Raw genomic sequence first — 26,267 nt, 5'->3', positions numbered from 1 at the left:
GAAAAACGAAAGCATGAGCTCTCAGCTCACGGCTTCTGCTGCAAAACTAGCCGTTGAACGACGAAAATGCACGTCAAAAATTCCCTCGCCACGTAAAAACGAAAGAAATCGAAATATTGAATGTTTGTTTGTTTTCGAGTTAGGTTCTCCAACAATTGAAAAACCAGCCATCACAAAGGGAAGTCTCGCCATGGGTCTCGGAACCAAAGTCCGCCTCGCACGCCTGTTCTCGAACCCCTCGGGTCATTTGTTCGGAGGCGCCGTCGATCATTTTGTCGGTTATGGCAATGTGCGTGAGGGCGGGCTTGCCGACCTGCCGGGCGCGCTCCGGCGCGTCATGGCGGGGGGGCCGGACTACATCAGCATCCAGCCTGGTGCGGCGCGTCACCTCTGGTCGGAATATGCCGGAAAGGCAGCGCTCGTCATTCAGGGCGGTTGCTTCACCGCCGACGACCGCATTCGCCAGCTCATTGCCACCCCGGAGGATGCCGTGCGCTATGGTGCGGACGCTCTGGCGGTCGCCATTCCCGTGCGCGGCGCCACCGAAGGAGAGTATATCCGCTGGCTCACCGATACGGTCAACGCCGCCGCCCGTTTCGAGATGCCGGTCGTCGCCCATGTCTATCCCCGTGATTTCTCCGACGGCGGCAAGATCGTGTTCACGCCGGATGAGATTGCCTATGCGGTGCGCATCGGCTTCGAGGCCGGCGTCGACGTGATCAAGGTCGGCTATACCGGCGATTTCGAGTCCTTCAGGGAGACCGTTGCGACCTGCCCGATTCCGGTGGTGATCGCCGGCGGCCCGAAGACCGATACGCTGCTCGGAGCGCTCGTCCAGACTTCCGAAGCGTTGCGCGCTGGCGCCAAAGGCGCGGTTGTCGGTCGCAACCTTTGGGGTCATGGCGATACGACCATGGCCGCGCGCGCCTTCAAGCTCGTCATTCATAAGGGGATGGCGCCAGAGGACGCGCTGGCGGCGGCCGGTGCTTGAGGCGTGTCGCGCCCTTTCCAGGTTCTGGGCTTCGGCGCCCTGGCAATCGATGACATCATCTATGTCGATCGGGGGCTGACGGCCGGCAAGGGGAAGGTGACGAAACGCGCCACCGACCATGGCGGCAACGTGGCGACGGCCCTTGTTGCCGTCGCCCGGCTGGGCGGGCGCGCCGGCTTCATCGGCTGGCTCGGCGATGAGCCCGCGACTGATGTGGCCGGCAGCGAACTCGAGCGTGACGGCGTCGACATATCGCTGGCTCCCCGCCATGCGGATGCCGCTCCGATCCGCTCCGTGATCACGGTCGGTCCCGACGGCGACCGGTTCATTGCCTATGACGACGATGTGCTGCACGGCACGTCGGATGCGCTGCCCGACGATGTTCTGCTGCAGGCCCCGGTGCTGCTGATCGACGGTTATGCCACGCACTCGGAAAGCGTCGTGGCCCGCGCACGTGCCTTGGGCCTAGCCGTGATTGCCGATATCGAATGGACGGTCGGTGCCACGACGGATCGGATATTGGCTTTCGCTGACCATCTGGTGCTGCCGCTCGCCTTCGGGCAGGAATATACCGGCAAGCGTGATCCGACGATGATCCTGGACAAGCTCTGGTCTGCGGATCGGTCCGCTGTTGTCCTCACTGATGGCGAACGGGGGACCTACCTCCGCCAGAGTGGCGATGCCGTCCGGTGGCATGTGCCGGCTTATCCAGTACAAGCGGTCGATACCACAGGCGCCGGGGACTGTTTTCACGGGGCCTACGCTCTTGCCCTCGCGGAAGGGAAAAGCCCGCTGGATTGCGTTGCCTATGCTACGGCGGCTGCCGCCATTTCCGTGACCGCACGGGGAGGGCGCCGGGGCCTGCCGGACAACCGGACATGCCTGGCATGGATGGCGGCGGAGAATGCGCCGGTGCCGCTCGCTTTGCCCCAATGCCGGGAATGAGCGCGGGGTGCCTGATGTCGACGCTGGCCGATCGGTCGAGTGAAACCTCTCTGGTGGATAATTGATCGCACGGCGAGATCTCAACACCTGCAGCACGGCCATAAAAATTACGCGCGATAAAAAATAAAATCTCGCAACTAAACATCATAAATAGATATATTTTTCAGATATATATACCGAATTATCGGCACTTTCTGGCGAGTCATACCTCGATTCTTTTGTTGACTTTGAGGCGCAGTCCTGAGCCTTCTTGTCGAAAGGATCGGAGACGGCGGGGAGCGCCGTCTGAAGATGTGATCCGACTGGTACGGGAGGACGAGACGTGGCCGTGGTTGTACTGGACAAAATCTGCAAGACCTATGGCAACAGCTACCATGCGATCAAGGATCTGAGCCTGACGATCCATGACGGCGAGTTTCTGATCCTGGTCGGTCCGTCCGGATGCGGAAAATCGACTGCGCTGCGCATGATTGCCGGGCTCGAGGAAATCAGCAGCGGAACCCTGAGCATCGGCGGCCAGGACGTGGTGGATCTCGCGCCCAAGGACCGGGACATTGCCATGGTCTTTCAAAGCTATGCGCTTTACCCGCACATGACCGTGTTCGACAACATCGCTTTCTCGATGAAGCTGGCCGGAAAGAGCAAGGCCGAACGCACCAAGCGCGTGCATGAGATCGCCAAGATCCTGCAGCTGGAAGCCTTGTTGGGCAACAAGCCCGCACAGCTTTCCGGCGGCCAGCGCCAGCGTGTTGCGATGGGCCGCGCCATGGTCCGCGAGCCGGCGGCATTCCTCATGGACGAACCGCTCTCGAACCTCGATGCGAAGCTGCGCGTGCAGATGCGGGCGGAGATCGCCAGCCTGCAGCGACAGCTGGGCGTGACGACGATCTACGTGACGCATGACCAGACCGAAGCGCTGACCATGGGCGATCGGGTCGCGGTGCTGAAGGGCGGCGTGCTTCAGCAGGTGGATACGCCCAAGGCTTTGTATCACCGCCCGGTCAACGCCTTTGTCGCCGGTTTTATCGGCTCGCCATCGATGAACCTGTTCGAGGGGCGTCTGGAAGGCCGGCGAATTCATCTGCCGGGCTTCTCCATTCCCTTGACCGACGGCGCCTTCGAACGCGCGCCCGGTCTTTCCGCCTTCGAGGGAAATTCCGTGATCTTTGGAGTCAGGCCTGAGGATCTCTATGACAGCCGGTTGCCGTCCGGTGCTTCGTATCCGACGATCCCGGTGGTCGTGAAGTCGATCGAGGAGCTCGGCTCCGAGCTGATCGTGCATTTGAAGATCGACGCGGTCCGGATCGACTCGGGCGATCCCGATGCCGTCGAAGACCTGAGCGGGGCCGCCAACGCCGTCGCGCGGTTCGAAGCGGTCAGTGCGGTCGAGACAGGTCAATCGATCGATCTGGCAATCGACCCGGCGAAACTACACTTTTTCCATCCTCAAACGCATATGGCGCTCTGAAGTGACGAGCGAAAGAAGGGCTCATCGATGCCAGCAAAACAGGAACGACGTCTCCGCATCGGCGTATTGGGAGCGGGCCAGATTGCCCAGGCCGCGCACTTCGAGAGCTGCACCAAGGCGGCCAATGCCGACCTCTATGCGATTTGCGACGTTGCCGAGGATCTCCGCGAACGTATGGCAATCACCCACGGAGCGGAAAAAACCTATGACGACTACGACAGGATGCTGGCCGATCCCGACCTCGATGCCGTGATCATCGCCACCGCCGATGCGTTTCACGTCCCGGCCTCCATTCGCGCTCTTCAGGCGGGCAAGCATGTCCTGTGCGAGAAACCCGTCGGTGTCACCATTGAGGAATGCCTTGAACTGAAGGCCGCTGTCGAGACGTCGGGAAAGGTGTTTCAGGTCGGGCACATGAAGCGTTTCGACGCGGGGCTCCAGGCTGCCAAATCCTTCATCCGCGATGAAATGGGCGAGATGGTCGCTCTGAAAGCCTGGTATTGCGACAGCACGCACCGCTATCCGATGACCGATGCGGTCCAGCCCCTGATCGTCACCAGCGCCAATGCGAAAAAGCCCTCGGCCAATCCGAAAGCCGACCTGCGGCGCTACTACATGCTTGCGCACGGCTGCCATCTGATCGACACCGCACGTTATTTCGCCGGCGACATCGTTTCCGTCAACGCGCGCCTGTCCGAGCGCGCGGGCATCTGGTGCTGGTTCGTGGACGTGGAATTTGCCTCCGGCACGCTCGGCCATCTCGATCTCACCGTCCAGGTGCGCATGGACTGGCACGAAGGCTTCCAGATCTATGGCCGAAATGGCAGCATTTTGGGCAAGACTTATAACCCATGGTACTACAAGAGCAGCGAGGTGGACATTTTCCGCGAAGCGGACGGCGCCACCCATCGCGTTCTCGGCGCCGACGGCCATTTCTACCGCCGCCAGGTCGAAGGCTTCGCCCGCACCATTCTGGACGGCGCGGTGATGGAAGGCGCTGACATCGATGATGGCGTGGCATCCGTACGAGCCATGGTCGCCGTCGCGCGTTCGGCCGAAAGCGGCAAGGCGGTTGCGCTGGCTGACGTCACGGGCGGCGTGTGATGAAGCTCGGGATCTTCGCAAAGACCTTCGAGGGAACGGAGCCCTTGACCGTTTTGAATTCGGTCGCTGCGGCCGGGTTCACCTGCACCCAATACAATATGGCCTGTTCTGGCCTTCCGCCGATGCCGGAGATCATCACGCAAGCCCAGGCCCGCTCGGTCGCCGACGCTGCGCTGAGCAGCGGCGTCGAGATCGTTGCCGTTTCCGGCACCTTTAACATGATCCATCCGGATCCCGCCGTGCGCGAGGCCGGCCTTCGCAATCTGGCGACATTGGCCGAGCGTTGCGCCGGCATGTCGACCGACCTGATTACGCTCTGCACCGGCACGCGCGACCCCATCGACCAGTGGAAGGCCCACGCCGACAACGACACGCCGGAGGCGTGGCGGGATCTCCTCGAAGCCATGGAGACGGCCATCGAGATTGCCGAGCGCTATGATGTGGACCTCGGCATCGAGCCCGAGCTTGCCAATGTCGTCAACTCGGCTGAGAAAGCCGATCGGCTGATCACGGCACTGACGAGCCCCCGCATCAAGATCGTGCTCGATCCGGCCAATCTCTTCGAGGTCGCGACGCTGGATGAGCAGCGGCGCATCGTGTCTTCCGCCATCGACCTCCTGGCCGATCGGATCGTCATGGCGCATGCGAAAGACCGCAATCCTGACGGTCGTTTCGCGACCGCCGGCAAGGGTGTCCTCGACTATGGGCATTATCTCGGCCGTCTCAAGGCGATCGGTTTTGACGGCAGTCTCGTCACGCATGGTCTTTCGGCCTCGGAGGCGGCCGGTGTGGCGGCCTTCCTGAAGAATAGCCTCGACGGTAATTCTGCGGAGGCAGGAAGATGAGACGAGGTCAACCGTTCGAAACCAGCGACGGGACCATTCTCAATGTGGATACGGCGGGCGAGGGCGTGTCCGTCATCTTCCAGCATGGCCTATGCGGAGATGCGGCGCAGACCGATGAGGTCTTTCCGCCCGACATGGGTTTCCGCCGGGTGACGATCGAAGCGCGCGGCCACGGCCAGTCCCAAGCCGGCAATCCGGAGCAAATGTCGATCGCGACCTTCTGCGATGATATCGCCGCCTATATCGAGAAAAACCTCGCATGGCCGGTCGTGATCGGCGGCATCTCGATGGGGGCTGCGATCGCCTTGCGGCTCGCAGTCAAACGGCCCGATCTTGTCAAGGCTCTGATCATTGCAAGGCCGGCCTGGCTGACGGCGTCGGCGCCGGAGAATATGGCGCCCAATGCTGAAGTCGGGCGGCTTGTGAAAACTCTGCCGCCGGGCGAGGCAAAGGCCGCATTCCTGGCCGGGCCGGTGGGCCTGCGGCTCGCCGCCGAGGCGCCGGACAATCTGGCCTCGCTTGCCGGTTTTTTCTCCCGCACGCCTTTGGATGTGACCGCCGAACTGCTCACCAGGATCTCAAATGACGGTCCTGATGTGACCGAAGAGGAAGTCCGCGGTCTCACTACGCCGACGCTCGTCATCGGCCATGAGCGGGACAGCATTCATCCTCTCGCCTATGCGCGCGCGCTTGCCGAGCGGATTGCCGGCGCGCGCTTCGCGCAGATCACCCCGAAGACTGAGAGCCGTCCGCAATATGTCGCGGACTTCCGGCTTGCCATGAGCAATTATCTGAAGGAGCTCTGAAACAATGACGACCCCCTCCAGGACCTGGATCGAAGACCTTCCGAAGGATCGCCTGATCGCGGAATTCTCCGTCTGGTCGGCCGATCTCGTGCATTTGGCGGATGATCTCGCGCGTGTCGATCCTCACGTCGACATTCTGCATATCGATGTCGCCGATGGCCATTTCGCGCCGGCCATGTTGTTTTTCCCCGACCTCGTTGCCGGGGTGCGCAAAGTCTCCGCGCGCCCGATCCATGTTCACCTGATGGTCGCCGACAGCATCATCCTGTCGCAGATCGAGCAATTCGCCGATGCGGGCAGCGACCTGATCAGTCTTCACGTTGAAAATGAAAGCGTCGCCGACCAGGCTCTCGATCTTCTCGACCGTCGCGGTGTCGCAGCCGGCATGGTTCTCAAGGTAGATACCCCCGTCGAGCGGGTCGAAAGATATGTTTCCCGGCTGAGTTTCGTGACATTGCTCGGCACGGCGATCGGCGTGAAGGGCCAGGGCCTCGACGAAAAGGCCGGCGCCCGGCTGCAACAGGCCAAGCAGATCATCGCCGGCTGCGGTGCGGCGCATCGGATCGTGCTTGCGGCCGACGGCGGTATTCGCGAGCACACCGTGCCTCTCCTGCGCCAGTCAGGTGCGGAGACGGTCGTTCTCGGCTCCCTGGCTTTCAATGCGCCATCGCTCGACGAGCGTATGGCATGGCTCCGCGCACTCTAACTCATGGTCTTCACATGCAGCAGGTTGCCATTGGAATCGACCTCGGTGGGACGCAGGTCCGCGCTGCCCTTGTCGATGAGCACGGCAGGATTCTGGCGCGCGCAGCCGAACCAACGGATGCGCTGGCGGGCCCCGACCGCGTGCTCGCCCAGATTTGTGGCCTGGCCGATGGACTGCTCGCGGCATCGAACCCGGCTTCGGTGGTGGGCGTCGGAGTATCCGCTCCAGGCCCGCTCGATACGGTCACGGGCGTCGCCACCGATATCCCGACCCTCCCGGGCTTTGTCGACTTTCCGCTGAAGGCGGAGTTGCAGAAGCGGTTCCCGTTTGCAGTCGACCTCGAGAATGATGCTATTGCCGCTGCCATCGGCGAGTGGCAGTTCGGAATTGGCAAGGGATTTGATAATCTCGTCTATGTCACCGTCAGCACCGGCATTGGCGGCGGCGTTATTTCGGACGGTCGCGTGGTGCGCGGCCGCAAGGGCATGGCCGCCCATGTCGGGCACATGTCGGTCGTGCCGAATGGAGAGCTCTGCCCTTGCGGCAACAGGGGCTGCTTCGAGGCCTACGGATCCGGACCGGCTTTTGCACGACGCGCTCAAATAAGGGCGATGGAATCGAGCGGGACGACGATAGGCAGCGATGGCGGTGTCATCGACAGCCGCAGCATCTTCGCAGCCGCGAGAAATGGCGATCGTCTGGCAAATCAACTGGTTGACGAAGAAGCGGAAATTCTCGGCCGAGGCTTCACCAGCCTGATCCACATTTTCAGTCCGGATATCATTGTGATGGGAGGCGGGCTTTCCCACGAGTTCGACCGGCTCCAACCCGGCATTCAAGGCTACATCACACAATCGGCAATGCCGGCATTCAAAGATGTCAAGGTGATGCTGGCAGCATTGGATCAGAACTCGGGCCTCGTCGGCGCAGCGGCTCTGGCGTTTCTGACCGGCAAGGTACCTGCGATCGATCAGCTTTAGAGCCTTTCCGTATCGAGAGGTTGCTCTCCGTCAGGGCGGCGGGGTGGTACTTTCCCTCAGGATCAGTTCGACTGGCCACAATTCGTGAACCTCATCCACGGCACGTCCAGCGATAAGCTGTAGCGTTAGCTCAGCGCATCGCGTGCCCGCGGCACGCATGGACGATCGGGTTGTCGAGAGTGACGGTACCATGCTTTCTGCCGTCAGATAAGGGAAGACGTCGTCATGGGCGATGACCGACACATCCCGACCCACCGTCATCCCAAGCGAACGGACGGCACGGTAGACACCAAGCGCTGTCATCGTGGAACCGGCAACGATGGCGGTCGGCGCATTCGCGCTCTCCAGAAAAGAGCGGGCATGACGAAAGCCGCTCTCGTCGGAGAATTTATCGCAGACCATCAGGTTGGGATCGACGACGAGCCCACGCTCCTGATGGGCAATCCGAAAACCATGTTCGCGATGGATCGAATACGTCTTGCCCCGCAGGCCGTTGATCATGGCAATGCGCCGGTGCCCGAGATCGAACAGGTGTTCGGTGGCTCTACGCACGGCATTTTCATTATCGATATCGAGCCACGCGTGAACGTGCTCGGTCTCCGAGCGGCCGTGAACCAGGAAAGGCAGGCCCAAGCTGTTCAGCAACTCGATCCGCGGGTCCTTGGGGCGCGGCGAATGAATGATCACTGCATCCACTCGGCGACTTTCGACCAGGCGTCGGTAGGCCTGCATTTCGTCGTCATCATTGTGCGCGGTAATAGGCGTGATGAGAATATCGGTATCGGCCGTTTCCAAGCGCTGCGCCATCCCCGATATGAATTCAGCGAAATGGATTTCTCCCGAACGCCCCATCATGACGCCTATCGCCCCGGCTCTCCCGGTCTTTAGCCGCACGGCATTGATATCGGGGCGATAGCCAAGCCGCATTGCTTCGCCCGCAACCCGGGCGCGCGTGGCCTCGCTCACCTCGGGATAGCCGCTGAGCGCACGGCTGACCGTCGTCGGTGAGAGCCCAAGCTGCTTTGCAAATTCACGAAGTTTCATCGAATGTCTTCTTTGTCCCGGCAATCAATGGACGAAGCGTTGGCGATGCGCAACGGGCAAGTGCCAATCCGGCAAAAATTGAAATCGATTTCAATTTCTTGACATTGAATCTTTGCTCGCGAGGTCAAGAAGTACCTCTAATCGCTGTATATATGGCATTTTCCCATCATAATACAACTGAAGATCGACAATCGTAATGGCTTGACGCCTCTGCGGCCTTCTGCAATGGTCTGGTTGCCAAATCGATTTCAATTTCTGGGAGGAGATCATGAAAAAGTTTGCTTTAGCCTTGTCCGCACTCAGCGTCGCCATCGCTGCCGGCTCTGTCTGTGCCGCTGAAATTTCGTTTGCCGCAAATACCACCGGCAAAAACGTCGAATTCCTTCACAAGCAGCTTGCAATTTTTGAGAAGAATACCGGCAATCATGTCAAGCTCGTCACCATGCCGTCATCGAGCAGCGAGCAGTTTTCCCAATATCGCCTGTGGCTTGCTGCTGGAAACAAGGACGTCGATGTTTATCAGACCGATGTCATCTGGGCGCCGCAGCTTGCCGAGCAGTTCGTCGATCTGAAGGAGGCAGCCAAGGACGTGGTCGGCCAGTTCTTCCCGTCGATCATCGCGTCTCAGACTGTCAATGGCCGGCTTGTGGCGTTGCCGTTGTTTACCGATGCTCCGGCGCTGTTTTACCGAAAGGACCTGCTAGAGAAATATGGAAAACAGCCGCCGAAGACTTGGGACGAGATGGCTGCGACAGCCAAAGAGGTTCAGGATAAAGAACGCCAGGCCGGACAGAAGGACCTCTGGGGCTACGTCTTCCAGGGCAATTCCTACGAAGGGCTGACCTGCAACGGACTGGAATGGGTGAAGTCGTCCGGCGGCGGCCAGATCGTCGAGCCGGACGGGACCATCTCGATCAATAACGAGAAGGCGGCAGCAGCGCTCGAGCGGGCCAAGGGCTGGATCGGCACGATCTCGCCGCCAGGGGTGCTCGCATATCAGGAAGAAGAATCGCGCGGCGTCTGGCAGACCGGCAACGCCGTCTTCATGCGCAACTGGCCGTATGCCTATTCTCTCGGAAACGGTGCCGACAGCGCGGTGAAGGGCAAGTTCGACGTGATGACGCTACCGGTTGCGGCCGTCGGCGATAAGCCGTCTTCGACACTCGGCGGCTGGAACCTGGCGGTTTCGAAATATTCCGAAAAGCAGGACGCAGCCATCGCGCTCGTAAAATTCCTGGCGTCGAAGGACGTTCAAAAGGCACGTGCCATCGAACTGTCCAATTTGCCGACCCTGACGGATCTTTATGACGACAAGGATGTTGCTGCCGCGCAGCCCTTCATGCCGAACTGGAAACCCATTTTCCAGGACGCGGTGCCACGCCCTTCGGCGACGGCCAAGGTGAAATACAACGAGGTGTCCTCGAAGTTCTGGACTGCAGTGCACAATACCTTGTCAGGCAGCGGCTCAGCTGCCGAGAACCTCGAGCTTCTCGAAGCCGACCTAACGACCCTCAAGGGCGACGCTTGGTGAGTATTCCGACCGGCGGCTGTCAGGCCGCCGGTCCGGTCTTCGGACGAGCTAGCGAGGGATAGTCGTTGCATGAGCGAAATCGTAGTTCCACAAGCAGTCAAGCCCAGGGTTTCCCATTTCAGATCCTCCACGGAGCTGCGGTCCGAGCGCATCCGATCGGCATGGATGTTTCTGGCGCCGACGCTGTTGATCTTGGCAATCGTCGCTGGCTGGCCGCTGTTCAGAACGATCTATTTCAGTTTTACGAATGCGTCGCTGAACGACCTTGGCGATGCGCAGTTCGTCGGCTTTGACAATTATTTGTCGTGGGTGACGCTGAAGAGCGGAAGGACCGTCTATCGCGGACTGCTTGCCGATCCGGTCTGGTGGAACGCCGTCTGGAACACTGCCAAGTTTACCGTCCTTTCGGTGGTAATCGAGACCGTGCTCGGACTGATCGTCGCCTTGGTGCTGAACGCACGGTTCGTCGGGCGTGGGATCGTACGGGCCGCAATCCTCATTCCTTGGGCGATCCCAACCATCGTCTCAGCAAAGATGTGGGCCTGGATGCTCAATGATCAGTTCGGCATCCTGAACGATATTTTGCTCGGCTTCGGTCTTATCAGTGAGAAGATTGCCTGGACCGCCAATCCGGAAACGGCGATGATCGCAGTGCTGATCGTCGATGTCTGGAAGACGACGCCCTTCATGGCGCTTCTGATTCTTGCGGGACTACAGATGGTTCCGGGAGACATTTATGAGGCTGCCAAGATCGACGGCGTCAATCCGGTCAAGGTTTTCTGGCGTCTGACGCTGCCGCTGATCCGACCGGCAATCATGGTTGCCGTGATCTTCCGGATGCTGGATGCGATGCGCATCTTCGACCTGATCTATGTTCTGACGCCCAACAATGCGCAGACGAAGACCATGTCGGTCATGGCGCGCGAGAACCTGTTCGACTTCGACAAGTTCGCCTACGGCGCCACCGCGTCAACGGTGCTTTTCCTCATCATTGCCTCCGTAACCGTCCTTTATATCTGGCTCGGTCGCGTCAAGCTCGGCGGGGAGGAACGTTGATGCTGCTTTCGATCGTCAAGAATACGCTTTTCTACCTGCTCGTCACAATCATCGTCATCATTGCGGTATTTCCGTTCTACTATGCGATCCTCACGAGCCTGAAGACCGGCACGGCCCTTTTCAAAGTCGATTATTGGCCGACCTCGATCTCCTTCGGCAACTACACGTCCGTGATGGGCCAGGGCGGTTTCGTCCGCAGTCTGGCGAATTCCGCGATGATCGCCTGCGTCGTGGTTTCAGCATCGCTGCTACTTTCGATCACCGCTTCGTTCGCTTTGGCCCGGGTACACTTCCGCGGGCGGGCACTGTTGATGTTGACCATCCTCTCGGTGTCGATGTTTCCGCAGATTGCCGTTCTTGCGGGCCTCTTCGAACTCATCCGCTGGATCGGCATCTTCAACACGCCCTTCGCGCTGATCTTTTCCTACATGATCTTCACGCTCCCCTTCACCGTCTGGGTGCTGACGACCTTCATGCGCGAATTGCCGATCGAGATCGAAGAGGCGGCGATCGTCGATGGCGCTTCACCTTGGGTCATCATCACCCAGGTGTTCATGCCGTTGATGTGGCCGGCGCTGGTGACGACCGGACTGCTCGCCTTCATCACCGCCTGGAACGAGTTTCTTTTTGCGCTGACGTTCACATCGTCGGATACGCAGCGAACCGTCCCGGTTGCGATCGCCCTGCTTTCGGGCAACAGCGAATTCGAGATCCCCTGGGGCAACATCATGGCGGCTTCAGTGATCGTCACCGTGCCGGTTGTCGTGCTTGTTTTGATATTCCAGCGCCGGATCATTTCGGGGCTGACCGCCGGCGGCGTCAAGGGTTGAGGGAGTAGGACATGGCAGAAATCCGACTGGAGAATATCCGCAAGAGCTTCGGCGCTTTCGAGGTGATCAAAGGCGTGACGATGGACATCCGCCGGGGCGAGTTCATGGTGTTCGTGGGGCCGTCGGGATGTGGCAAGTCCACGCTGCTGCGGCTTATCTCCGGGCTCGAGGACATCACCTCGGGAACCCTCTCCTTCGACAACAAGACGGTGAACCAGCACGCGCCGTCGAAGAGAGGGATCGCCATGGTGTTCCAGTCCTACGCGCTCTACCCGCATATGACGGTCTTCGACAACATGGCTTTCGGCATGAAACTTTCCGGGAGCACCAGAGGCGAATGCCGCCAGCGTGTCGAACAGGCCGCCGGTATGCTGCAGCTCTCACCCTACTTAGACCGCTTGCCGCGACAGCTTTCCGGCGGGCAGCGTCAGCGCGTCGCAATCGGCCGGGCGATCGTACGCGATCCCAAGGTCTTTCTCTTCGACGAGCCGCTGTCCAACCTCGATGCGGCGCTTCGAGTCGCGACGAGGCTGGAAATTGCGAAGCTTCATCGCAGCATGAACAACACGACGATGGTCTATGTGACCCATGACCAGGTCGAGGCCATGACACTCGCCGATCGGATCTGCGTGCTGAGGGACGGCGTCGTCGAGCAGATCGGCACGCCGCTGGAACTTTACGAAAGCCCAAATTCGGTCTTCGTTGCCGGCTTCATCGGTTCGCCGAAAATGAATTTCCTCTCGGGCGAACTGGCGCAAGCCTATGATAGCCATACGATTGGCGTGCGCGCCGAGCATGTTCGCATCACGCCCGAGTCGCCCGTTTGGAGCGGCACGGTCATCCATTCAGAAATCCTCGGCTCCGATAGCTTCGTCTATGTGGATATCGGGGCGGATGAGCCGCTCATCGTGCGGGAAGCCGGAGTCTCCCGCCATGCGCCCGGCCAAACGCTTGGCCTTACGCCGCTTGCCGGCCACATCCACCGTTTCGACCGGTCGGGCCGTTCGCTTGAGCGAGCCTCCATTCGGGCTGCCTGATGTTCCCAAGGTCGATGTTCTTCCCAGGACTCGATCCGTTTTTTAACTATAAGGAGAGAACGACGTGACCATTCGCACCGTTGTGTGGGGAGAGAATATCCACGAGAATACCAATGCCATCGTCCGGGGCATCTATCCCGAAGGCATGCACACGACGATCGCCAACGCGCTGAATACCGACCCCAGCATCTCGGCGACGACGGCGACGCTGCAGGAGCCGGAACACGGCCTCAGCGAAGCCCGCCTTGCCGAAACCGATGTCTTGACCTGGTGGGGCCACAAGGATCACGGCGCCGTCTCCGATGTCGTCGTCGAGCGTGTCGCCAAGCGCGTCTGGGAAGGCATGGGGCTGCTCGTGCTGCATTCCGGCCATTTCTCCAAGATCTTCAAGCGGCTGATGGGCACACCCTGCGCGCTGAAATGGCGCGAGGCGGGTGAGCGCGAGCGTCTGTGGACGATCAATCAGCGCCATCCGATCGCCGCCGGCATCGGCGAACATTTTGAACTCGAGAACGAAGAAATGTACGGCGAGCAGTTTTCGGTGCCGGAACCGCTCGAAACGGTGTTCATCTCCTGGTTCCAGGGCGGCGAAGTGTTCCGCTCGGGCCTGACCTGGCGCCGTGGCGCCGGCAACATCTTCTATTTCCGCCCCGGCCACGAGACCTATCCGACCTATCACGACGTCAATGTCCAGAAGGTGCTGATCAACGGCGTGAAGTGGGCCTATAACCCTGAGGGCTCGTTGACGGGTATCACCGACGCTCCAAATGTGCCGGTAGAAAAAGCACTGGAGCCGATCGTCGAACGCGGCCCGAAACTACACCAAGCCGGCGAAGCCGGTTACCGCTGAGGACCTGAAACACCTTCCTTGGGCGCGGACGCCACGCGTGCGTTCGGCCCGGGAAAACGCTGAGCTGACAGCCGTCGCTCACCATTTGGCAAGACCATCTGGCGCTCGTGAAAGACGACGGTTTGGTGCTGATGATTTCGATAAACGACTATGAGGACAAAATGCGCTTGATCATTCTCGGAACCGGAGGATGGGCAAACACCCATGCCATGAATTTTTCCGAAATCGCCGACGTAAAAATTGTTGCTGCTGTCGATACGGACGAGGTCCGGCTGCGGGCCTTTGCGCTCAGGCATGATATCCCACTTACTTTCACGTCACTTGATGACGCCCTTGCCTGGGGAGAGTTTGACGCCGTGACCAATGTCACGCCGGATCGCGCGCATTATTCCACGACAATGAAGATACTCGGCGCCGGCAAGCATGTCCTCTGCGAGAAGCCGCTGGCGGTTAACTACCGCGAAGCTAAAGAGATGGCCGACGCTGCTGCTGCGTCCGGCAAGGTTGCGATGGTAAACCTTACCTATCGCAATGTTGCGCCGCTGCAAGCAGCGCGCAAGATGGTGCTGGACGGACGCCTCGGCGCGATCCGCCACTTCGAAGCGTCCTATCTCCAGAGCTGGCTGGTCTCAAAGGCGTGGGGCGACTGGACCAAGGAATCGCAATGGCTGTGGCGGCTGTCGACAAAGCACGGATCCAATGGCGTGCTGGGCGATGTCGGTATTCATATTCTCGACTTCGCGGTTTTTGCCGCCGGAAGTGACGTCAAGGCAGCCGCATCGCATCTCAAGGTGTTCGACAAGAGCCCCGGAAATCGGATCGGGGAGTACGAGCTCGATGCAAATGACAGTTTCCTGATGATGGCTGAACTCGAAAACGGTGCCGCCGGTGTCATCCACGCAACGCGCTGGGCGACTGGTCATCTGAACGAATTGCGCCTGCGCCTGCATGGAGACAAGGGCGCGCTGGAGGTGGTGCACACGCCGGAAGGTTCGACGCTCAGGGCCTGTGAAGGTCCCGATGCCGACAAGGCAATCTGGCGTAAGATCGAGGTCGAACCGGTCATCACCAATTTCCAGCGATTTGCAAATGCCGTGCAAAAGGGGCAGCCGGATGAGCCTGGTTTCGGCCACGCCGCCAAGCTGCAATTCGTTCTTGATCACGCAGTGAAGACGGCAGGCGTTCTGGCTGAACTGTAAGCGAAGGCGCCGAGCTAGTGCCCACTTTTGCTGGTTGCTCGTCGTCTTAAGGCGACAGCACCGGCTGCGCGGCCTCGTTGGAACCAGCGCCGACAGCTCGCACAAATTCCTCGAAGGGGAAGTTGCAAAGGGACGTCGGCCGTCAGACTCGCCGGTTAAGCTCGTCTTCGCTAATCCCAAAGTGGTCGAGGATGATACCCACGTTTCGGCGATGAGACTTGAAATAGACGTCGAAGAGATCGCCGATCAGGGGAACCGTTCCGCCGGCGGCGTCGATCCCCAGATTGACGGCCATACGGGCGAGCTTATGGGTGGGAATACCGAGGCGTCTCGCCTCATCGATGATGAAAAGGCCGATCAGGGATCCGGCAATGTCGCCGACGGCCGGGATAAGGCCGAGAATTGAGTCCGCGCCGATACGCACGCCGATGACAGGCAATCGGACTGCGGTATCCATCAGCCGCGCTATGCTGACAGCGCGCCGAATTCGTCCAAGTTCGATAGACGTCAGGTGTTTCGCGCTGGCGGAAGCTGGCATCAGCAGCCTTTTGGCGCGCGCGATCGCTCCGCCCCCTCGAGTGGGGGCGTGGGAGCGATTTGGTCGCATCGCCGCGAAATAGTCCGACGCAACGAAGGGCCGGCGCCATCATGATTTTCCATTGCCGTGAAACGCTGCAAACCCGATAAGGTTCGCCCGCGAAAGCAAGGATCATCTCTCGTCGGGAACCACGACCAGTTTGCCGACGAAGTTCTTCGCCATGAAATCGGTCTGCGCGCGATGGAATTCCGACAGTGGATAGACGCCGCCGACGAGAGGCCGGATTTTCCGGCTTTCGATATAGCCGACGATCCGACGGAAGTCGGCGCGGCTGCCCTGGCTCGAGCCATGCAGTTCCAGCTGCTTCAGATACATGGTCCGCAAATCGAGCTGGACGACCGGGCCGGCGATGGCGCCAGCCGTCGAGTAGCGGCCTTCTGGACGCAGGATCTTCAGCAGGTCGTTGAACAGCGGTCCGCCGACGAGATCGGCGACCACATCGATCGGCTGGCCGTGGCTGGCGGCATGGACGGCTTCGACCAGGTCGCCCTTGCCGCGGGTCACCACCGCCTCGGCGCCGATATCGAGCATCGCCGCCTCCTTGCCGGGACCTGCGACGGCGATCGGGATCGCGCCGCGAGCGCGCGCGAGCTGGATGATCGCCGAGCCGACGCCGCCTGAAGCGCCGGTCACGAGCACGCTTTCGCCGGCCGACAGCCTTGCCCGTTCCAGCATGCGCTCGCCAGTCAGATAGGCGCAGCAGAAAGTGGCGAGTTCGATGTCGGTCAGATCGGTTGCGACGACATGGGCATTCTCAGCCGGCAGCGCCATATATTCGGCATAACCGCCGTCGCGGCCATGGCCCATGTAATCGATGTCGGCGAGGCTGTCGTCGTCCCGGTTGTAGATCGAAAAGTCGACCATGACGCGTTCACCGATACGTTTGGGATCAACGCCGGCGCCGACGGCGACGATATGACCGACCGTATCGGTGCCCTGGATGCGTGGAAACGTCAGCGTGTTGCCTTGCCTGCGCCACGTGGAGACCGCCGATGGATCGTCCTCTGTGCCGTAGGCGCCCTGGCGGACCCAGACGTCGGTATTGTTCATGCCGCAGGCCGTGACACGGATCAGAACCTCGCCATCGGCGGGCGTCGGGACGGGCACGTCCCTGTCATAGACGAGCTTGTCCAGACCGCCATGGTCGGTGAGCAAGACGGCTGCCATCTTTTCGGGGATCGTCATACCGATCTGCTCCTCAGATATTCTTGAAGACAGTTTCGATGGCGTCCGCTGCGGCCTTGACCACAATGTCGGCCTCCTCGCGCGTCAGGCAAAGCGGCGGGGCGAAGCCGAGGATATCGCCTTGCGGCATGGCGCGGCCGATGACGCCGCGTTCGAGCAGGGCGGATGCGACCTGAGGGCCGATCTTGCGGCCGGCATCGAAGAACGTGCTGTCGTCCTTGTCCTCGACGAATTCGATGGCCGCCATCAGCCCGTCACCGCGGACTTCGCCGACGTTGCGGTGGCCGCCGACCGCCTTTTCCAGTTCCGAACGGAAATAGGCGCCGGTCGTGCCGGCATTCTCGACAATGCCGAGTTCGTCGATCAGTTCGAGATTGGCAATGCCTGCCGCAGCACAGATCGGATGGGCGGAATAGGTCCAGCCGTGACCGATCGCCCCCAGTTGATCGGACCCCTGTATCAGGACTTGCCACATCTTGTTCGAGACGATCGTGCCCGAAAGGGGAGCGTAGGCCGAGGTCAGCCCCTTGGCGATGGTGATCAGGTCCGGCTTCATGCCGTAATGGTCCGAGCCGAACATCGTGCCGAGACGGCCGAAGCCGGTGACCACTTCATCCGCGACGAGCAGGATGTCATATTTGTCGAGCACGGCCTGGATCTTCTGCCAGTAGCCGTTCGGCGGCGGCACGATGCCGCCGGTGCCGAGGATGGGTTCGCCGATGAAGGCGGCGATCGTTTCCGGACCCTCGGCGATGATCATCTCCTCGAGCTTGTCGGCGCAATATTGCGAGAACTGCTCTTCGCTCATCGACCGGTCAGGGCGGCGGAAATAATAGGGCGCTTCGGTGTGCAGCACCGGTGCGCGCGGCAGGTCGAAGGCGTTGTGAAAGAGCGCCAGGCCGGTGAGGCTGCCGGTCATGACGCCGGAGCCGTGATAACCGCGCCAACGCGAGATGATCTTCTTCTTGTCCGGACGGCCGAGGATGTTGTTGTAGTACCAGATGAGCTTGATGTTGGTTTCGTTGGCATCCGAGCCCGACAGACCGAAATAGACGCGGCTCATGCCGGCGGGCGCGCGGTCGATGATCATCTTCGACAGCGTAATCGAAGCTTCCGTGCCGTGGCCGACATAGGCGTGGTAATAGGCGAGGTTCTTCGCCTGCTCGGCGATCGCGTCGGCGATCTTCTGGCGGCCGTAGCCGACATTGACGCAATAAAGGCCGGCAAAGGCGTCGAGGCTTTTGCGGCCCGTCGTGTCGGTGATGTAGACGCCTTCGCCGCCGGCGATGACACGGGTCGGCGTCTCGCCGCGGGCATGCGCGCCCATATGGGTCGATGGGTGGAAGAAATGATCGCGGTCCCAGGCGTTGAGTTCGTTGCTTCTGTCGAGCATGTCGTAGCCTCTTTCTTGAAATGGAGCGGCTCAGGCGGCCGTGTCGATGCAGAGATATTTGAGCTCGGTGAAGGCCTCGAGCCCGTGGCGGGAGCCCTCGCGGCCGAGGCCGGACTGCTTCCAGCCGCCGAAGGGAATGGGCCCGCCGGTGATCTTGACGCGGTTGATCGCCACCATGCCGTATTCCAGCGCGCGGCCGAGCCGCAGCTGGCGGGCGCCATTTTCCGTGACGGCATAGGCGACGAGACCATATTCGGTATCGTTGGCGCGGGCGATGACCTCTTCCTCCGTGTCGAAGGTGGCAACCGCCGCCACCGGCCCGAAGGTCTCCTCGCGCATGACCAGCGCATCCGCCGGCACATCGGTCAGCAGCGTCGGCTCGTAAAAGAGCCGGCCCGTCTTGTGGCGTTTGCCGCCGGTGACCAGCTGTGCGCCACGCGCCAGCGCGTCGGAGACCTGCTCCTCGACCTTGGCGACGGCGCGTTCATGCATCAGCGGCCCGATCTCGGCGCCATCCTCGAGCCCCGCACCGAGCTTCAGTTCGGCAATGCGGTCTGCAAAGGCTTTGGTGAAGGCATCGGCGATGCGCCGCTGGACGAAAATGCGGTTGGCGGCGAGGCAATCCTGGCCTGACGTGGCAAACTTGGCGTTGACGGCGATCTCGACCGCCTTTGATATGTCGGCGTCATCGAAGATGATCAGCGGGGCGTGGCCGCCGAGTTCCATCACCAGCCGCTTCAGGGTCGGCGCGCACTGGGCGGCGATCAGACGTCCGATGCCGGTGGAGCCAGTGAAGCTCATGGCACGCAGGCGGATGTCGGCGCACATCCGCCCGACGATCGTTGCGGCGTGGCCGGTGACGACATTGAAGACGCCGGCCGGAATACCGGCGCGTTCGCCGAGCTCGGCAAGGGCAAGTGCTGAAAGCGGCGTCTCGGAGGAGGGGTGAGCAACGACCGTGCAACCGGCGGCGAGCGCGGCCGCAGCCTTTCGGGTGAGCATGGCAGAGGGAAAATTCCAGGGCGTGACGATGCCGACGACGCCGAGCGCCTCGCGGCGAACGATCATTTCCGCGTCGGGCAGGTGGCTGGTGACGCTCTCGGCGTTCAGCCGCTTGCCTTCCTCGGCATACCATTCGACGAAGGAGGCGGCGTAATCGATCTCGCCGCGTGATTCCGCGAGCGGTTTGCCCTGTTCGAGCGTCATGATCAGGGCCAGATCCTCCCTGGCCGCGAGCATCAGCTCAAACCATTTGCGCAGGATCGCCGCGCGGCTCTGCGGCAGCATTGCGCGCCAGGCGGCGAAAGCTTGCGACGCTGCATCGATTGCCACCGCCGTCTCGTTTGCGCCAAGGCTTGCCACCCAGGCCAGCGTCGCCGACGAGGCGGGATCGGTGACCTCGAAGCTTTTCCCTGATTTGCCGGCGACCCATCGGCCGCCGACATAGGCCAGATCGCGCAGGAGATGACGGTCGGCGAGCCGAGCCAGCGCGTCATGGTAGGCGGGGCGGGCAAAAACAGCGCTCATGTCCAATCTCCTCGTGGCGGTTGACGTCAGTCTTCCACGGGAGCTGGCGAGAGATTGTCTGTTGGCGGATGCAAAAAGAGAGAGATGGTCTAAAGAACGGCGGCCTGGCAGAGAGATTGTCTACGACGCGGTCTCTTCGCCGGCCGCAGTGAACGAAGAGACCGGAAGGACTGTTTCGTCCTTCACCGTCTTGGTGACGATGTAGGTGAAGTAGCGGTCGATGCCGAGTTCGCGGTCGAGAAGCCCGTCGACCAGCCGCTGATAGGCGTCGATATCGGGTGCGATGATCTTCAAGATGTAATCGACGCCGCCGCCGACCGACCAGCAGGCGACGATCTCCGGGGTTGCGCTGATGGCGCGTTCGAAGCGTTCGAAATCCGCCTGGCGATGATTGGCGAGCGTCACTTCCATCATCACGCTGGCGACCGGCGCGATGCGCCGCGGAGCGATGCGTGCGTGATAACCGGTGATAACACCGGCCTTTTCGAGTTTGCGCAACCGCATCCAGCAGGGCGTCGGCGACAGTCCGGCCTTTTCGGCCAGCGCCAGCTTGGTGATGCGGCCGTCGCGCTGGACGGCGTCGAGAATGCGCAGGTCGATGGCGTCGAGCTTCATGGTGCTTTCTTTAGAAAGAAATCATTTCAAACGCAGGGAAAAGACAATGGAAGCGCATTTTGGCATTGTCAATTGAACTGATTTTCAGCAGTGTTGAAATCATGACAAAGTGGCGCCCCGATCCCTCGCAACTCCGCCGGCCGGCCTATCTCTCGATTGCCGAGCAGATCGCAAACGCGATCACTGACGGCAAGCTCTCCGACGGCACGCAATTGCCGCCGCACCGCAAGATGGCGGATGATCTGCATCTCTCGGTGCAGACGGTCAGCCGCGCCTATGACGAGCTGATCCGCCGGGGGCTGATATCAGGCGAGATTGGACGCGGCAGCTTCGTCCAGACGCGCCCGCGCGAGCCGGAACCGCCCTACCTGCCGGAACGGCTGGGCGAGCTGATCGATCTGTCGATCCTGAAACCGGTCTGCGAGCAGATCCATCTGGAAAGGCTGCGGCAGGCCTTCGGCTGGCTTTCGGAAAACCTGCCCTCCAGTTCGGCCCTTTCCTTCAGGCCGAACATGGTGTTTCCGCGCCACCGTACCGTCGCCACGGAATGGCTGGCGCGCTGCGGGCTGGAGATATCGCCGCTGAACATCAGCCTGACGAACGGTGCGACGTCGGGCATGACGGTGGCGCTGATGAGCGTTGCCCCGCCCGGCTCGACGATTGCGACCGAAGCGATCAGCCACCATACGCTGGTTCCGCTCGCCACCTATCTCGGTCTGCATCTCGAAGGGCTGGCGATCGATGAGGAGGGCATGATCCCCGAGGCGCTGGATGAAGCCTGTCGGAAGGGACCGATCCGGGCAATTTTCCTGCAGCCCTCGGTGATCAATCCGATGGCGGCGCTGATGAGCGCGGAGCGCAGGCAGGCGCTCGCCACCGTCGCCGCCAAACATGATATCGCAATCATCGAAAACGACATTCTCGGCCCGATGGTCGAGAACCGCGCGCCGCCGATGGCAGCCTTTGCGCCGGAACGGACACTGTACGTCACGAGTTTCACCAAGATCACCGTTCCGGGTCTGCGGATCGGCTATCTCACCGCGCCCGACCGCTATGTCGCCGCCGTCGCCAACCGGCATCTCGTGTCCAACTGGATGGCGACGCCTGCCATGGCCGAGATCGCCACCCGCTGGGTCAGCGACGGCACGGCAATGGAACTCGTCAACTGGCAGCGCCGTGCCCTTTTGAGCCGGCACGCGATCGCGGCGGAGATGTTGGCCGGGCTTCCCTACCGGGCGCATCCGCAAAGCCTGCACGTCTGGCTGCCGCTCTCCGGCAATCATACGGAGGACGGGTTCGTATCGCAGGCAAGGCTGCGCGGGGTGGCGATCGCGCCCGGCAAATCCTTCCATACCACCGATCAGGGCTGGACGCCGGCTGTGCGCATCTCGCTTGGTTCGACGACGGAAAGCGAGTTGCGGACCGGGCTTGGGATCGTCGCCTCATTGGCGCAAGGCAATCCGGAAGAGCTGCTGCTTGCGATCTGACGCAACTGCCTTGCGTTTGGGCATTCGCAGAATAATTGTCATGATATTATTTTACGAATTGACATGATTTTGATGGACGGTCATCGTTAGGACATTGCTTGTCTCAACAGGGAGAGACATGAATGCTTCCGCCCATCATCCGCATCGACAACATCGTCAAAAAATACGGCCCACTGACCGTACTCGACGGCCTGTCGATGAATGTCATGCCGGGCGAGAAGCTGGCGCTGATCGGGCCGTCGGGCTCCGGCAAGACGACGATCCTGCGCATTCTGATGACGCTGGAGACGATCAGCGGCGGCCATATCGAGGTCGACGGCGAACAGCTCTACCATATGCCCGGCAGCAGTGGGCTGGTGCCGGCCGATGAGCGGCATCTGCACCGCATGCGCGAAAAGATCGGCATGGTCTTTCAACATTTCAATCTGTTCCCGCACAAATGCGTGCTCGACAATGTGACGCTGGCGCCGATGCTGACCAAGGGCATCAAGCGGCCGCAGGCCGAAAAACGGGCTATGGAGCTTCTCGACATGGTCGGCCTGGCCGACAAGGCGAGAAGTGTCCCGGCGCAGCTTTCCGGCGGGCAGAAGCAGCGCGTTGCCATTGCCCGAGCGCTGGCGCTGTCGCCGAAGATCATGCTGTTCGACGAGGTGACCTCGGCGCTCGACCCGGAGCTGGTCGAGGAGGTGCTGAACGTCATGCGGCGGCTGGCGTCCGAGACCGATATGACCATGCTTCTCGTCACCCATGAAATGGGCTTTGCCCATGATTTCGCCGACCGTGTCCTGTTCTTCGACCGCGGCAAGATCGTCGAGGAAGGCAAGCCGGGCGACATCTTTCGCAATCCGACGCAGGAGAGGACGCAGACCTTCCTGCGCAAGATCATTGCGGCGGGGCACCGCGTCTGAGCTCAGACATTGCCCGCAAGAACAAACTCAAGGAAAATCAGAGGAGTTGGGAACGATGAAAGCAGGATATTTTTTGAGCGCCGCCAGCCTGTCGGTGCTTCTGGTTGCAGCAGCTGCCCCGGCCTCGGCTGCCGATGACAAGCTCGAGCAGCTGAAGGAGCAGGGCTTTGCGCGTATTGCCATTGCCAACGAACCGCCGTTCACCGCCGTCGGCGCCGATGGCAAGGTGTCCGGCGCCGCACCCGATGTGGCGCGCGCCATCTTCGAAAAGCTCGGCGTCAAGGAAGTCGTCGCCTCGATTTCGGAATATGGCGCGATGATCCCCGGCCTGCAGGCCGGCCGCCACGATGCGATCACCGCGGGCCTCTTCATGAAGCCCGAGCGTTGCGCCGCCGTCGCCTATTCCGAACCGATCCTCTGCGACGCCGAAGCTTTCGCTCTCAAGAAGGGCAATCCGCTGAAACTGACCAGCTACAAGGACATCGCCGACAATCCGGACGCCAAGATCGGCGCGCCGGGCGGCGGGACCGAGGAGAAGCTGGCGCTTGAGGCCGGCGTGCCGCGCGACCGCGTCATCGTTGTTCCGGATGGCCAGAGCGGCATCAAGATGCTGCAGGACGGCCGCATCGACGTCTACTCGCTGCCGGTCCTGTCGATCCATGACCTGATGGCCAAGGCGAACGATCCGAACCTCGAAACCGTCGCTCCGGTCGTCAATGCGCCGGTCTATTGCGATGGCGCTGCATTCCGCAAGCAGGACGTCGCCCTGCGCGACGCCTTCGACGTCGAGCTGAAGAAGCTGAAGGAATCGGGCGAATTCGCCAAGATCATCGAGCCCTACGGCTTCTCGGCCAAGGCCGCGATGTCGACGAGCCGCGAAAAGCTCTGCGCCGCGGCGAAGTAATCGTGGCAGCCGGCCATGCCATCGGCATGGCCGGGTTGTCCCCGAACGATCTCCTAAAGCGTGTTGCGCTTTAGGTCCTTGTTTTTACGCATGTCGTCATCGCAAAACCGCTGCACAGTTTTGCGCGGCATGCTCTAGGAAGTGAGTTGCCGATGTCGGTATGGTCCGGCTATCTGACACTGATCCTTGAGGGCGCCCTGGTGACGCTCGAACTGACGGTCATGGGGTCTGCGCTGGCACTGGTGATGGCCTTCCTGGCGGGCCTCGGCCGGCTGTCGCGCTTCTTCGCCGTGCGGGCTCTGGCGACGGCCTATATCGAATTCTTCCGCGGCACCTCGATCTTCGTCCAGCTTTTCTGGGTCTATTTTGTGCTGCCTTTTGCGGGTTTGACCCTGACGCCGCTGCAGGCGGGCGTGCTGGCGCTCGGGCTGAATGTCGGTGCCTATGCGGCGGAGGTGGTGCGCGGCGCCGTCAAGGCCGTCGGGCGCGAACAGTCGGAAGCCTGCATCGCGCTCAACCTGTCGCGATACCAGCGCATGCGCCACGTCATCCTGCCGCAGGCGCTGCCGCTGATGCTGCCGACCTTCTGCAACAATGCGATCGAACTTCTCAAAGGCACGGCCGTCGTGTCGCTGATCTCGCTGACGGATATGACGTTCCAGGCGCAGGTGGTGCGGGCGCAGACCGGCAATACGCTGGTGCCCTTCGCGACGATCCTCATCCTCTATTTTCTCATGGCCTCGGCGATCTCCGCGACGATGCGCTGGCTGGAGCGGCGTATGGCGCGCAGCCTCGACGGCATAAGGACCTGATCGGATGGAATGGGATTGGGACTTCGTCTGGCAGATCATGCCGACCCTTCTCGAAGGGTTCCAGATCACCATTCTCGCGACCATCCTCGGCGCTGCCGTCGCGATGATCGTCGGCCTGGCTCTTGCGATTGCCCGGCGATCACCGGTCGCCGGCGTGTCCCGCACGGTCGGCTTCGTCTCGGAATTCATCCGCGGCACGCCGCTGCTGGTGCAGCTCTATTTCATCTTCTACGTGCTGCCCGATATCGGCATTCGGCTGGCGCCGCTGGTCGCAGGCGTCATCGGTATGGGCATTCACTATGCGACCTATACCGCCGAGGTCTATCGCGCCGGCATCGAGAATGTGCCGCGCGGACAATGGGAGGCGGCCAAGGCCACAAATCTGACGACGCGCCAGGCATGGATCCACGTGGTCCTGCCGCAGGCGATCCCGCCGATGATCCCGGCACTCGCCAATTATTTCATCGCCATGTTCAAGGAGACGCCGCTGCTTTCGGCGATCACCGTGCTCGAACTGATGAACCAGGCCAAGAGCATCGCCAACAGCAACTACCGCTACATCGAACCGATGACGCTGGTCGGCGTCTTCTTCCTCGTCATCAGCCTGATCTCCGTAGTGGGATTGCGCTGGCTTGAGGAACGCTACGCCAGGATGGATGACTGACCATGACCGTAGAGATTGAGATCATCCCTGCCGGCAGGCTGCCGCGACTGGAGAATCGGCCGCTGGAAAAGCGCATCGGCCTGATCATTCTGGCGACGGACCACACGACGGAAGTCGACTTCCAGCGCATGGTCGCCAGCGATCGCCTCGGCGTCTATGTCAGCCGCATCCACTACGCCAATCCGGTCACGGCCGAAAACCTCCTGAGGATGCAGCCGTCGCTGACGCAAGGCGCGGCGCTGCTCCTGCCGGACGAGGCGCTCGATGCCATCGTCTATTCCTGCACCTCCGCCTCAGTGGTGATCGGCGATCGCAACATCGAGGCGGCGATCCATGCGGCCAAGCCCGGGATTCCTGTCGTGACGCCGACGGCCGCCGCCGCGAAAGGTCTGAAAGCGCTTGGCGCCAGACGGATCTCGGTGCTGACGCCCTATACGGTCGAGACCAGCCGGCCGATGGCGGACTATTTTTCGGATCTCGGTTTTGCGATCGACCGCTTCACCTGTCTCGGCCTGACCGATGATCGCGAGATGGCGCGGATCGCACCGGAGGAGATCCTTGCCTTTGCGCGCCAGGCGCTGGCGCCGCAATCGGACGCGCTGTTCATCTCCTGTACGGCGCTACGCGCCGCCCAGGTCGCGGCCCGCATCGAAAGTGAGACCGGCAAGCCGGTGGTGACCAGCAATCTGGCGACGGCCTGGTCCTGTCTGAGGCTTTGCGGCGATGATCGGGCGCGGCCCGAACTCGGTCAGTTGATGACCAAGTCCTATTGGGAAGGCTGA

26 protein-coding genes are annotated in these 26,267 nt (G+C 61.3%); 20 read left to right on the top strand and 6 right to left on the bottom strand.

Going from position 1 to position 26,267, the window contains the following annotated elements:
• Positions 1-190: 190 nt before the first annotated feature.
• The 8 genes from FHT69_RS22890 (at position 191) to FHT69_RS22855 (ending at position 7,845) form a co-directional block, all read left to right on the top strand.
• Positions 191-991, top strand: a complete 801-nt coding sequence (locus FHT69_RS22890) for a class I fructose-bisphosphate aldolase (protein WP_063473712.1) — start codon at positions 191-193, stop codon at positions 989-991.
• 3 nt (positions 992-994) lie between these two features.
• Positions 995-1,936 (top strand): PfkB family carbohydrate kinase, encoded by a 942-nt coding sequence (locus FHT69_RS22885; protein WP_047619006.1) that lies wholly within the window; start codon positions 995-997, stop codon positions 1,934-1,936.
• Between the two features lie 322 nt (positions 1,937-2,258).
• On the top strand, positions 2,259-3,404 hold the full coding sequence (locus tag FHT69_RS22880; RefSeq protein WP_063473711.1) for an ABC transporter ATP-binding protein: 1,146 nt from the start codon (positions 2,259-2,261) through the stop codon (positions 3,402-3,404).
• A gap of 27 nt (positions 3,405-3,431) precedes the next feature.
• Positions 3,432-4,508, top strand: coding sequence for a Gfo/Idh/MocA family protein (locus FHT69_RS22875; protein ID WP_097596094.1), 1,077 nt, complete (start codon positions 3,432-3,434; stop codon positions 4,506-4,508).
• Complete coding sequence (locus FHT69_RS22870) at positions 4,508-5,353, top strand: sugar phosphate isomerase/epimerase family protein (RefSeq protein WP_063473709.1); 846 nt, start codon at positions 4,508-4,510, stop codon at positions 5,351-5,353. Before FHT69_RS22875 ends, FHT69_RS22870 begins: the two co-directional genes overlap by 1 nt.
• On the top strand, positions 5,350-6,159 hold the full coding sequence (locus tag FHT69_RS22865) for an alpha/beta fold hydrolase (RefSeq protein ID WP_097543801.1): 810 nt from the start codon (positions 5,350-5,352) through the stop codon (positions 6,157-6,159). Before FHT69_RS22870 ends, FHT69_RS22865 begins: the two co-directional genes overlap by 4 nt.
• Positions 6,160-6,163: 4 nt before the next feature.
• A complete protein-coding gene (locus FHT69_RS22860; RefSeq protein WP_097596093.1) occupies positions 6,164-6,865 on the top strand; it encodes a ribulose-phosphate 3-epimerase in 702 nt (233 codons plus the stop codon).
• Positions 6,866-6,879: 14 nt separating this feature from the next.
• Positions 6,880-7,845, top strand: a complete 966-nt coding sequence (locus tag FHT69_RS22855) for an ROK family protein (RefSeq protein ID WP_097596092.1) — start codon at positions 6,880-6,882, stop codon at positions 7,843-7,845.
• Positions 7,846-7,875: 30 nt separating this feature from the next.
• Here FHT69_RS22855 and FHT69_RS22850 read toward each other — a convergent pair whose 3' ends face one another.
• The gene (locus tag FHT69_RS22850) at positions 7,876-8,889 is read right to left on the bottom strand and encodes a substrate-binding domain-containing protein (RefSeq protein ID WP_028758610.1); all 1,014 of its coding nucleotides are present in this window, start codon (positions 8,887-8,889) and stop codon (positions 7,876-7,878) included.
• A gap of 268 nt (positions 8,890-9,157) precedes the next feature.
• On the opposite strand from FHT69_RS22850, the gene FHT69_RS22845 reads away from it, so the two are divergent.
• The 6 genes from FHT69_RS22845 to FHT69_RS22820 all read left to right on the top strand — a co-directional run bounded on the left by FHT69_RS22845 (position 9,158) and on the right by FHT69_RS22820 (position 15,392).
• The gene (locus FHT69_RS22845; protein ID WP_097596091.1) at positions 9,158-10,420 is read left to right on the top strand and encodes an ABC transporter substrate-binding protein; all 1,263 of its coding nucleotides are present in this window, start codon (positions 9,158-9,160) and stop codon (positions 10,418-10,420) included.
• Positions 10,421-10,489: 69 nt separating this feature from the next.
• Positions 10,490-11,476, top strand: coding sequence for a carbohydrate ABC transporter permease (locus FHT69_RS22840; RefSeq protein ID WP_097596090.1), 987 nt, complete (start codon positions 10,490-10,492; stop codon positions 11,474-11,476).
• Entirely contained in the window at positions 11,476-12,306 is an 831-nt protein-coding gene (locus FHT69_RS22835; protein ID WP_047618991.1) for a carbohydrate ABC transporter permease, read from the top strand. Before FHT69_RS22840 ends, FHT69_RS22835 begins: the two co-directional genes overlap by 1 nt.
• 11 nt (positions 12,307-12,317) lie before the next feature.
• Positions 12,318-13,343, top strand: a complete 1,026-nt coding sequence (locus FHT69_RS22830) for an ABC transporter ATP-binding protein (protein WP_047618987.1) — start codon at positions 12,318-12,320, stop codon at positions 13,341-13,343.
• A gap of 64 nt (positions 13,344-13,407) precedes the next feature.
• Positions 13,408-14,193: a ThuA domain-containing protein gene (locus tag FHT69_RS22825; protein WP_132575455.1), complete on the top strand. Its 786-nt coding sequence runs from the start codon at positions 13,408-13,410 to the stop codon at positions 14,191-14,193.
• Between the two features lie 161 nt (positions 14,194-14,354).
• Positions 14,355-15,392: a Gfo/Idh/MocA family protein gene (locus tag FHT69_RS22820; protein ID WP_047619775.1), complete on the top strand. Its 1,038-nt coding sequence runs from the start codon at positions 14,355-14,357 to the stop codon at positions 15,390-15,392.
• Between the two features lie 142 nt (positions 15,393-15,534).
• Here FHT69_RS22820 and FHT69_RS22815 read toward each other — a convergent pair whose 3' ends face one another.
• The 5 genes from FHT69_RS22815 to FHT69_RS22795 all read right to left on the bottom strand — a co-directional run bounded on the left by FHT69_RS22815 (position 15,535) and on the right by FHT69_RS22795 (position 20,710).
• Positions 15,535-15,930, bottom strand: coding sequence for a DUF4112 domain-containing protein (locus FHT69_RS22815; RefSeq protein WP_028758816.1), 396 nt, complete (start codon positions 15,928-15,930; stop codon positions 15,535-15,537).
• 171 nt (positions 15,931-16,101) lie between these two features.
• Positions 16,102-17,175, bottom strand: coding sequence for an alcohol dehydrogenase family protein (locus FHT69_RS22810; RefSeq protein WP_097545043.1), 1,074 nt, complete (start codon positions 17,173-17,175; stop codon positions 16,102-16,104).
• Positions 17,176-17,188: 13 nt separating this feature from the next.
• The gene (locus tag FHT69_RS22805) at positions 17,189-18,568 is read right to left on the bottom strand and encodes an aspartate aminotransferase family protein (RefSeq protein WP_097596209.1); all 1,380 of its coding nucleotides are present in this window, start codon (positions 18,566-18,568) and stop codon (positions 17,189-17,191) included.
• 30 nt (positions 18,569-18,598) lie between these two features.
• Complete coding sequence (locus FHT69_RS22800) at positions 18,599-20,095, bottom strand: NAD-dependent succinate-semialdehyde dehydrogenase (RefSeq protein WP_097596210.1); 1,497 nt, start codon at positions 20,093-20,095, stop codon at positions 18,599-18,601.
• 120 nt (positions 20,096-20,215) lie between these two features.
• Entirely contained in the window at positions 20,216-20,710 is a 495-nt protein-coding gene (locus tag FHT69_RS22795; protein ID WP_063473700.1) for an Lrp/AsnC family transcriptional regulator, read from the bottom strand.
• 101 nt (positions 20,711-20,811) lie between these two features.
• Here FHT69_RS22795 and FHT69_RS22790 point away from each other — a divergent pair, with 101 nt between their 5' ends.
• The 6 genes from FHT69_RS22790 (at position 20,812) to eutA (ending at position 26,267) form a co-directional block, all read left to right on the top strand.
• The gene (locus FHT69_RS22790) at positions 20,812-22,197 is read left to right on the top strand and encodes a PLP-dependent aminotransferase family protein (protein ID WP_063473764.1); all 1,386 of its coding nucleotides are present in this window, start codon (positions 20,812-20,814) and stop codon (positions 22,195-22,197) included.
• Positions 22,198-22,319: 122 nt separating this feature from the next.
• Entirely contained in the window at positions 22,320-23,105 is a 786-nt protein-coding gene (gene ehuA, locus FHT69_RS22785) for an ectoine/hydroxyectoine ABC transporter ATP-binding protein EhuA (RefSeq protein ID WP_047619687.1), read from the top strand.
• 55 nt (positions 23,106-23,160) lie between these two features.
• On the top strand, positions 23,161-24,009 hold the full coding sequence (gene ehuB / locus FHT69_RS22780; RefSeq protein WP_047619777.1) for an ectoine/hydroxyectoine ABC transporter substrate-binding protein EhuB: 849 nt from the start codon (positions 23,161-23,163) through the stop codon (positions 24,007-24,009).
• Positions 24,010-24,161: 152 nt separating this feature from the next.
• On the top strand, positions 24,162-24,821 hold the full coding sequence (gene ehuC / locus FHT69_RS22775) for an ectoine/hydroxyectoine ABC transporter permease subunit EhuC (RefSeq protein ID WP_047619689.1): 660 nt from the start codon (positions 24,162-24,164) through the stop codon (positions 24,819-24,821).
• A gap of 4 nt (positions 24,822-24,825) precedes the next feature.
• The gene (ehuD, locus tag FHT69_RS22770; protein WP_097545047.1) at positions 24,826-25,485 is read left to right on the top strand and encodes an ectoine/hydroxyectoine ABC transporter permease subunit EhuD; all 660 of its coding nucleotides are present in this window, start codon (positions 24,826-24,828) and stop codon (positions 25,483-25,485) included.
• Between the two features lie 2 nt (positions 25,486-25,487).
• Entirely contained in the window at positions 25,488-26,267 is a 780-nt protein-coding gene (eutA, locus tag FHT69_RS22765; RefSeq protein WP_183906008.1) for an ectoine utilization protein EutA, read from the top strand.

It is taken from the genome of Rhizobium sp. BK008 (assembly GCF_014197345.1).
Classification (GTDB): Bacteria; Pseudomonadota; Alphaproteobacteria; order Rhizobiales; family Rhizobiaceae; genus Rhizobium; species Rhizobium anhuiense.
The sequence above is the reverse complement of the archived record's forward strand: the minus strand, read 5'-3'. Positions and strand labels throughout refer to the sequence as shown.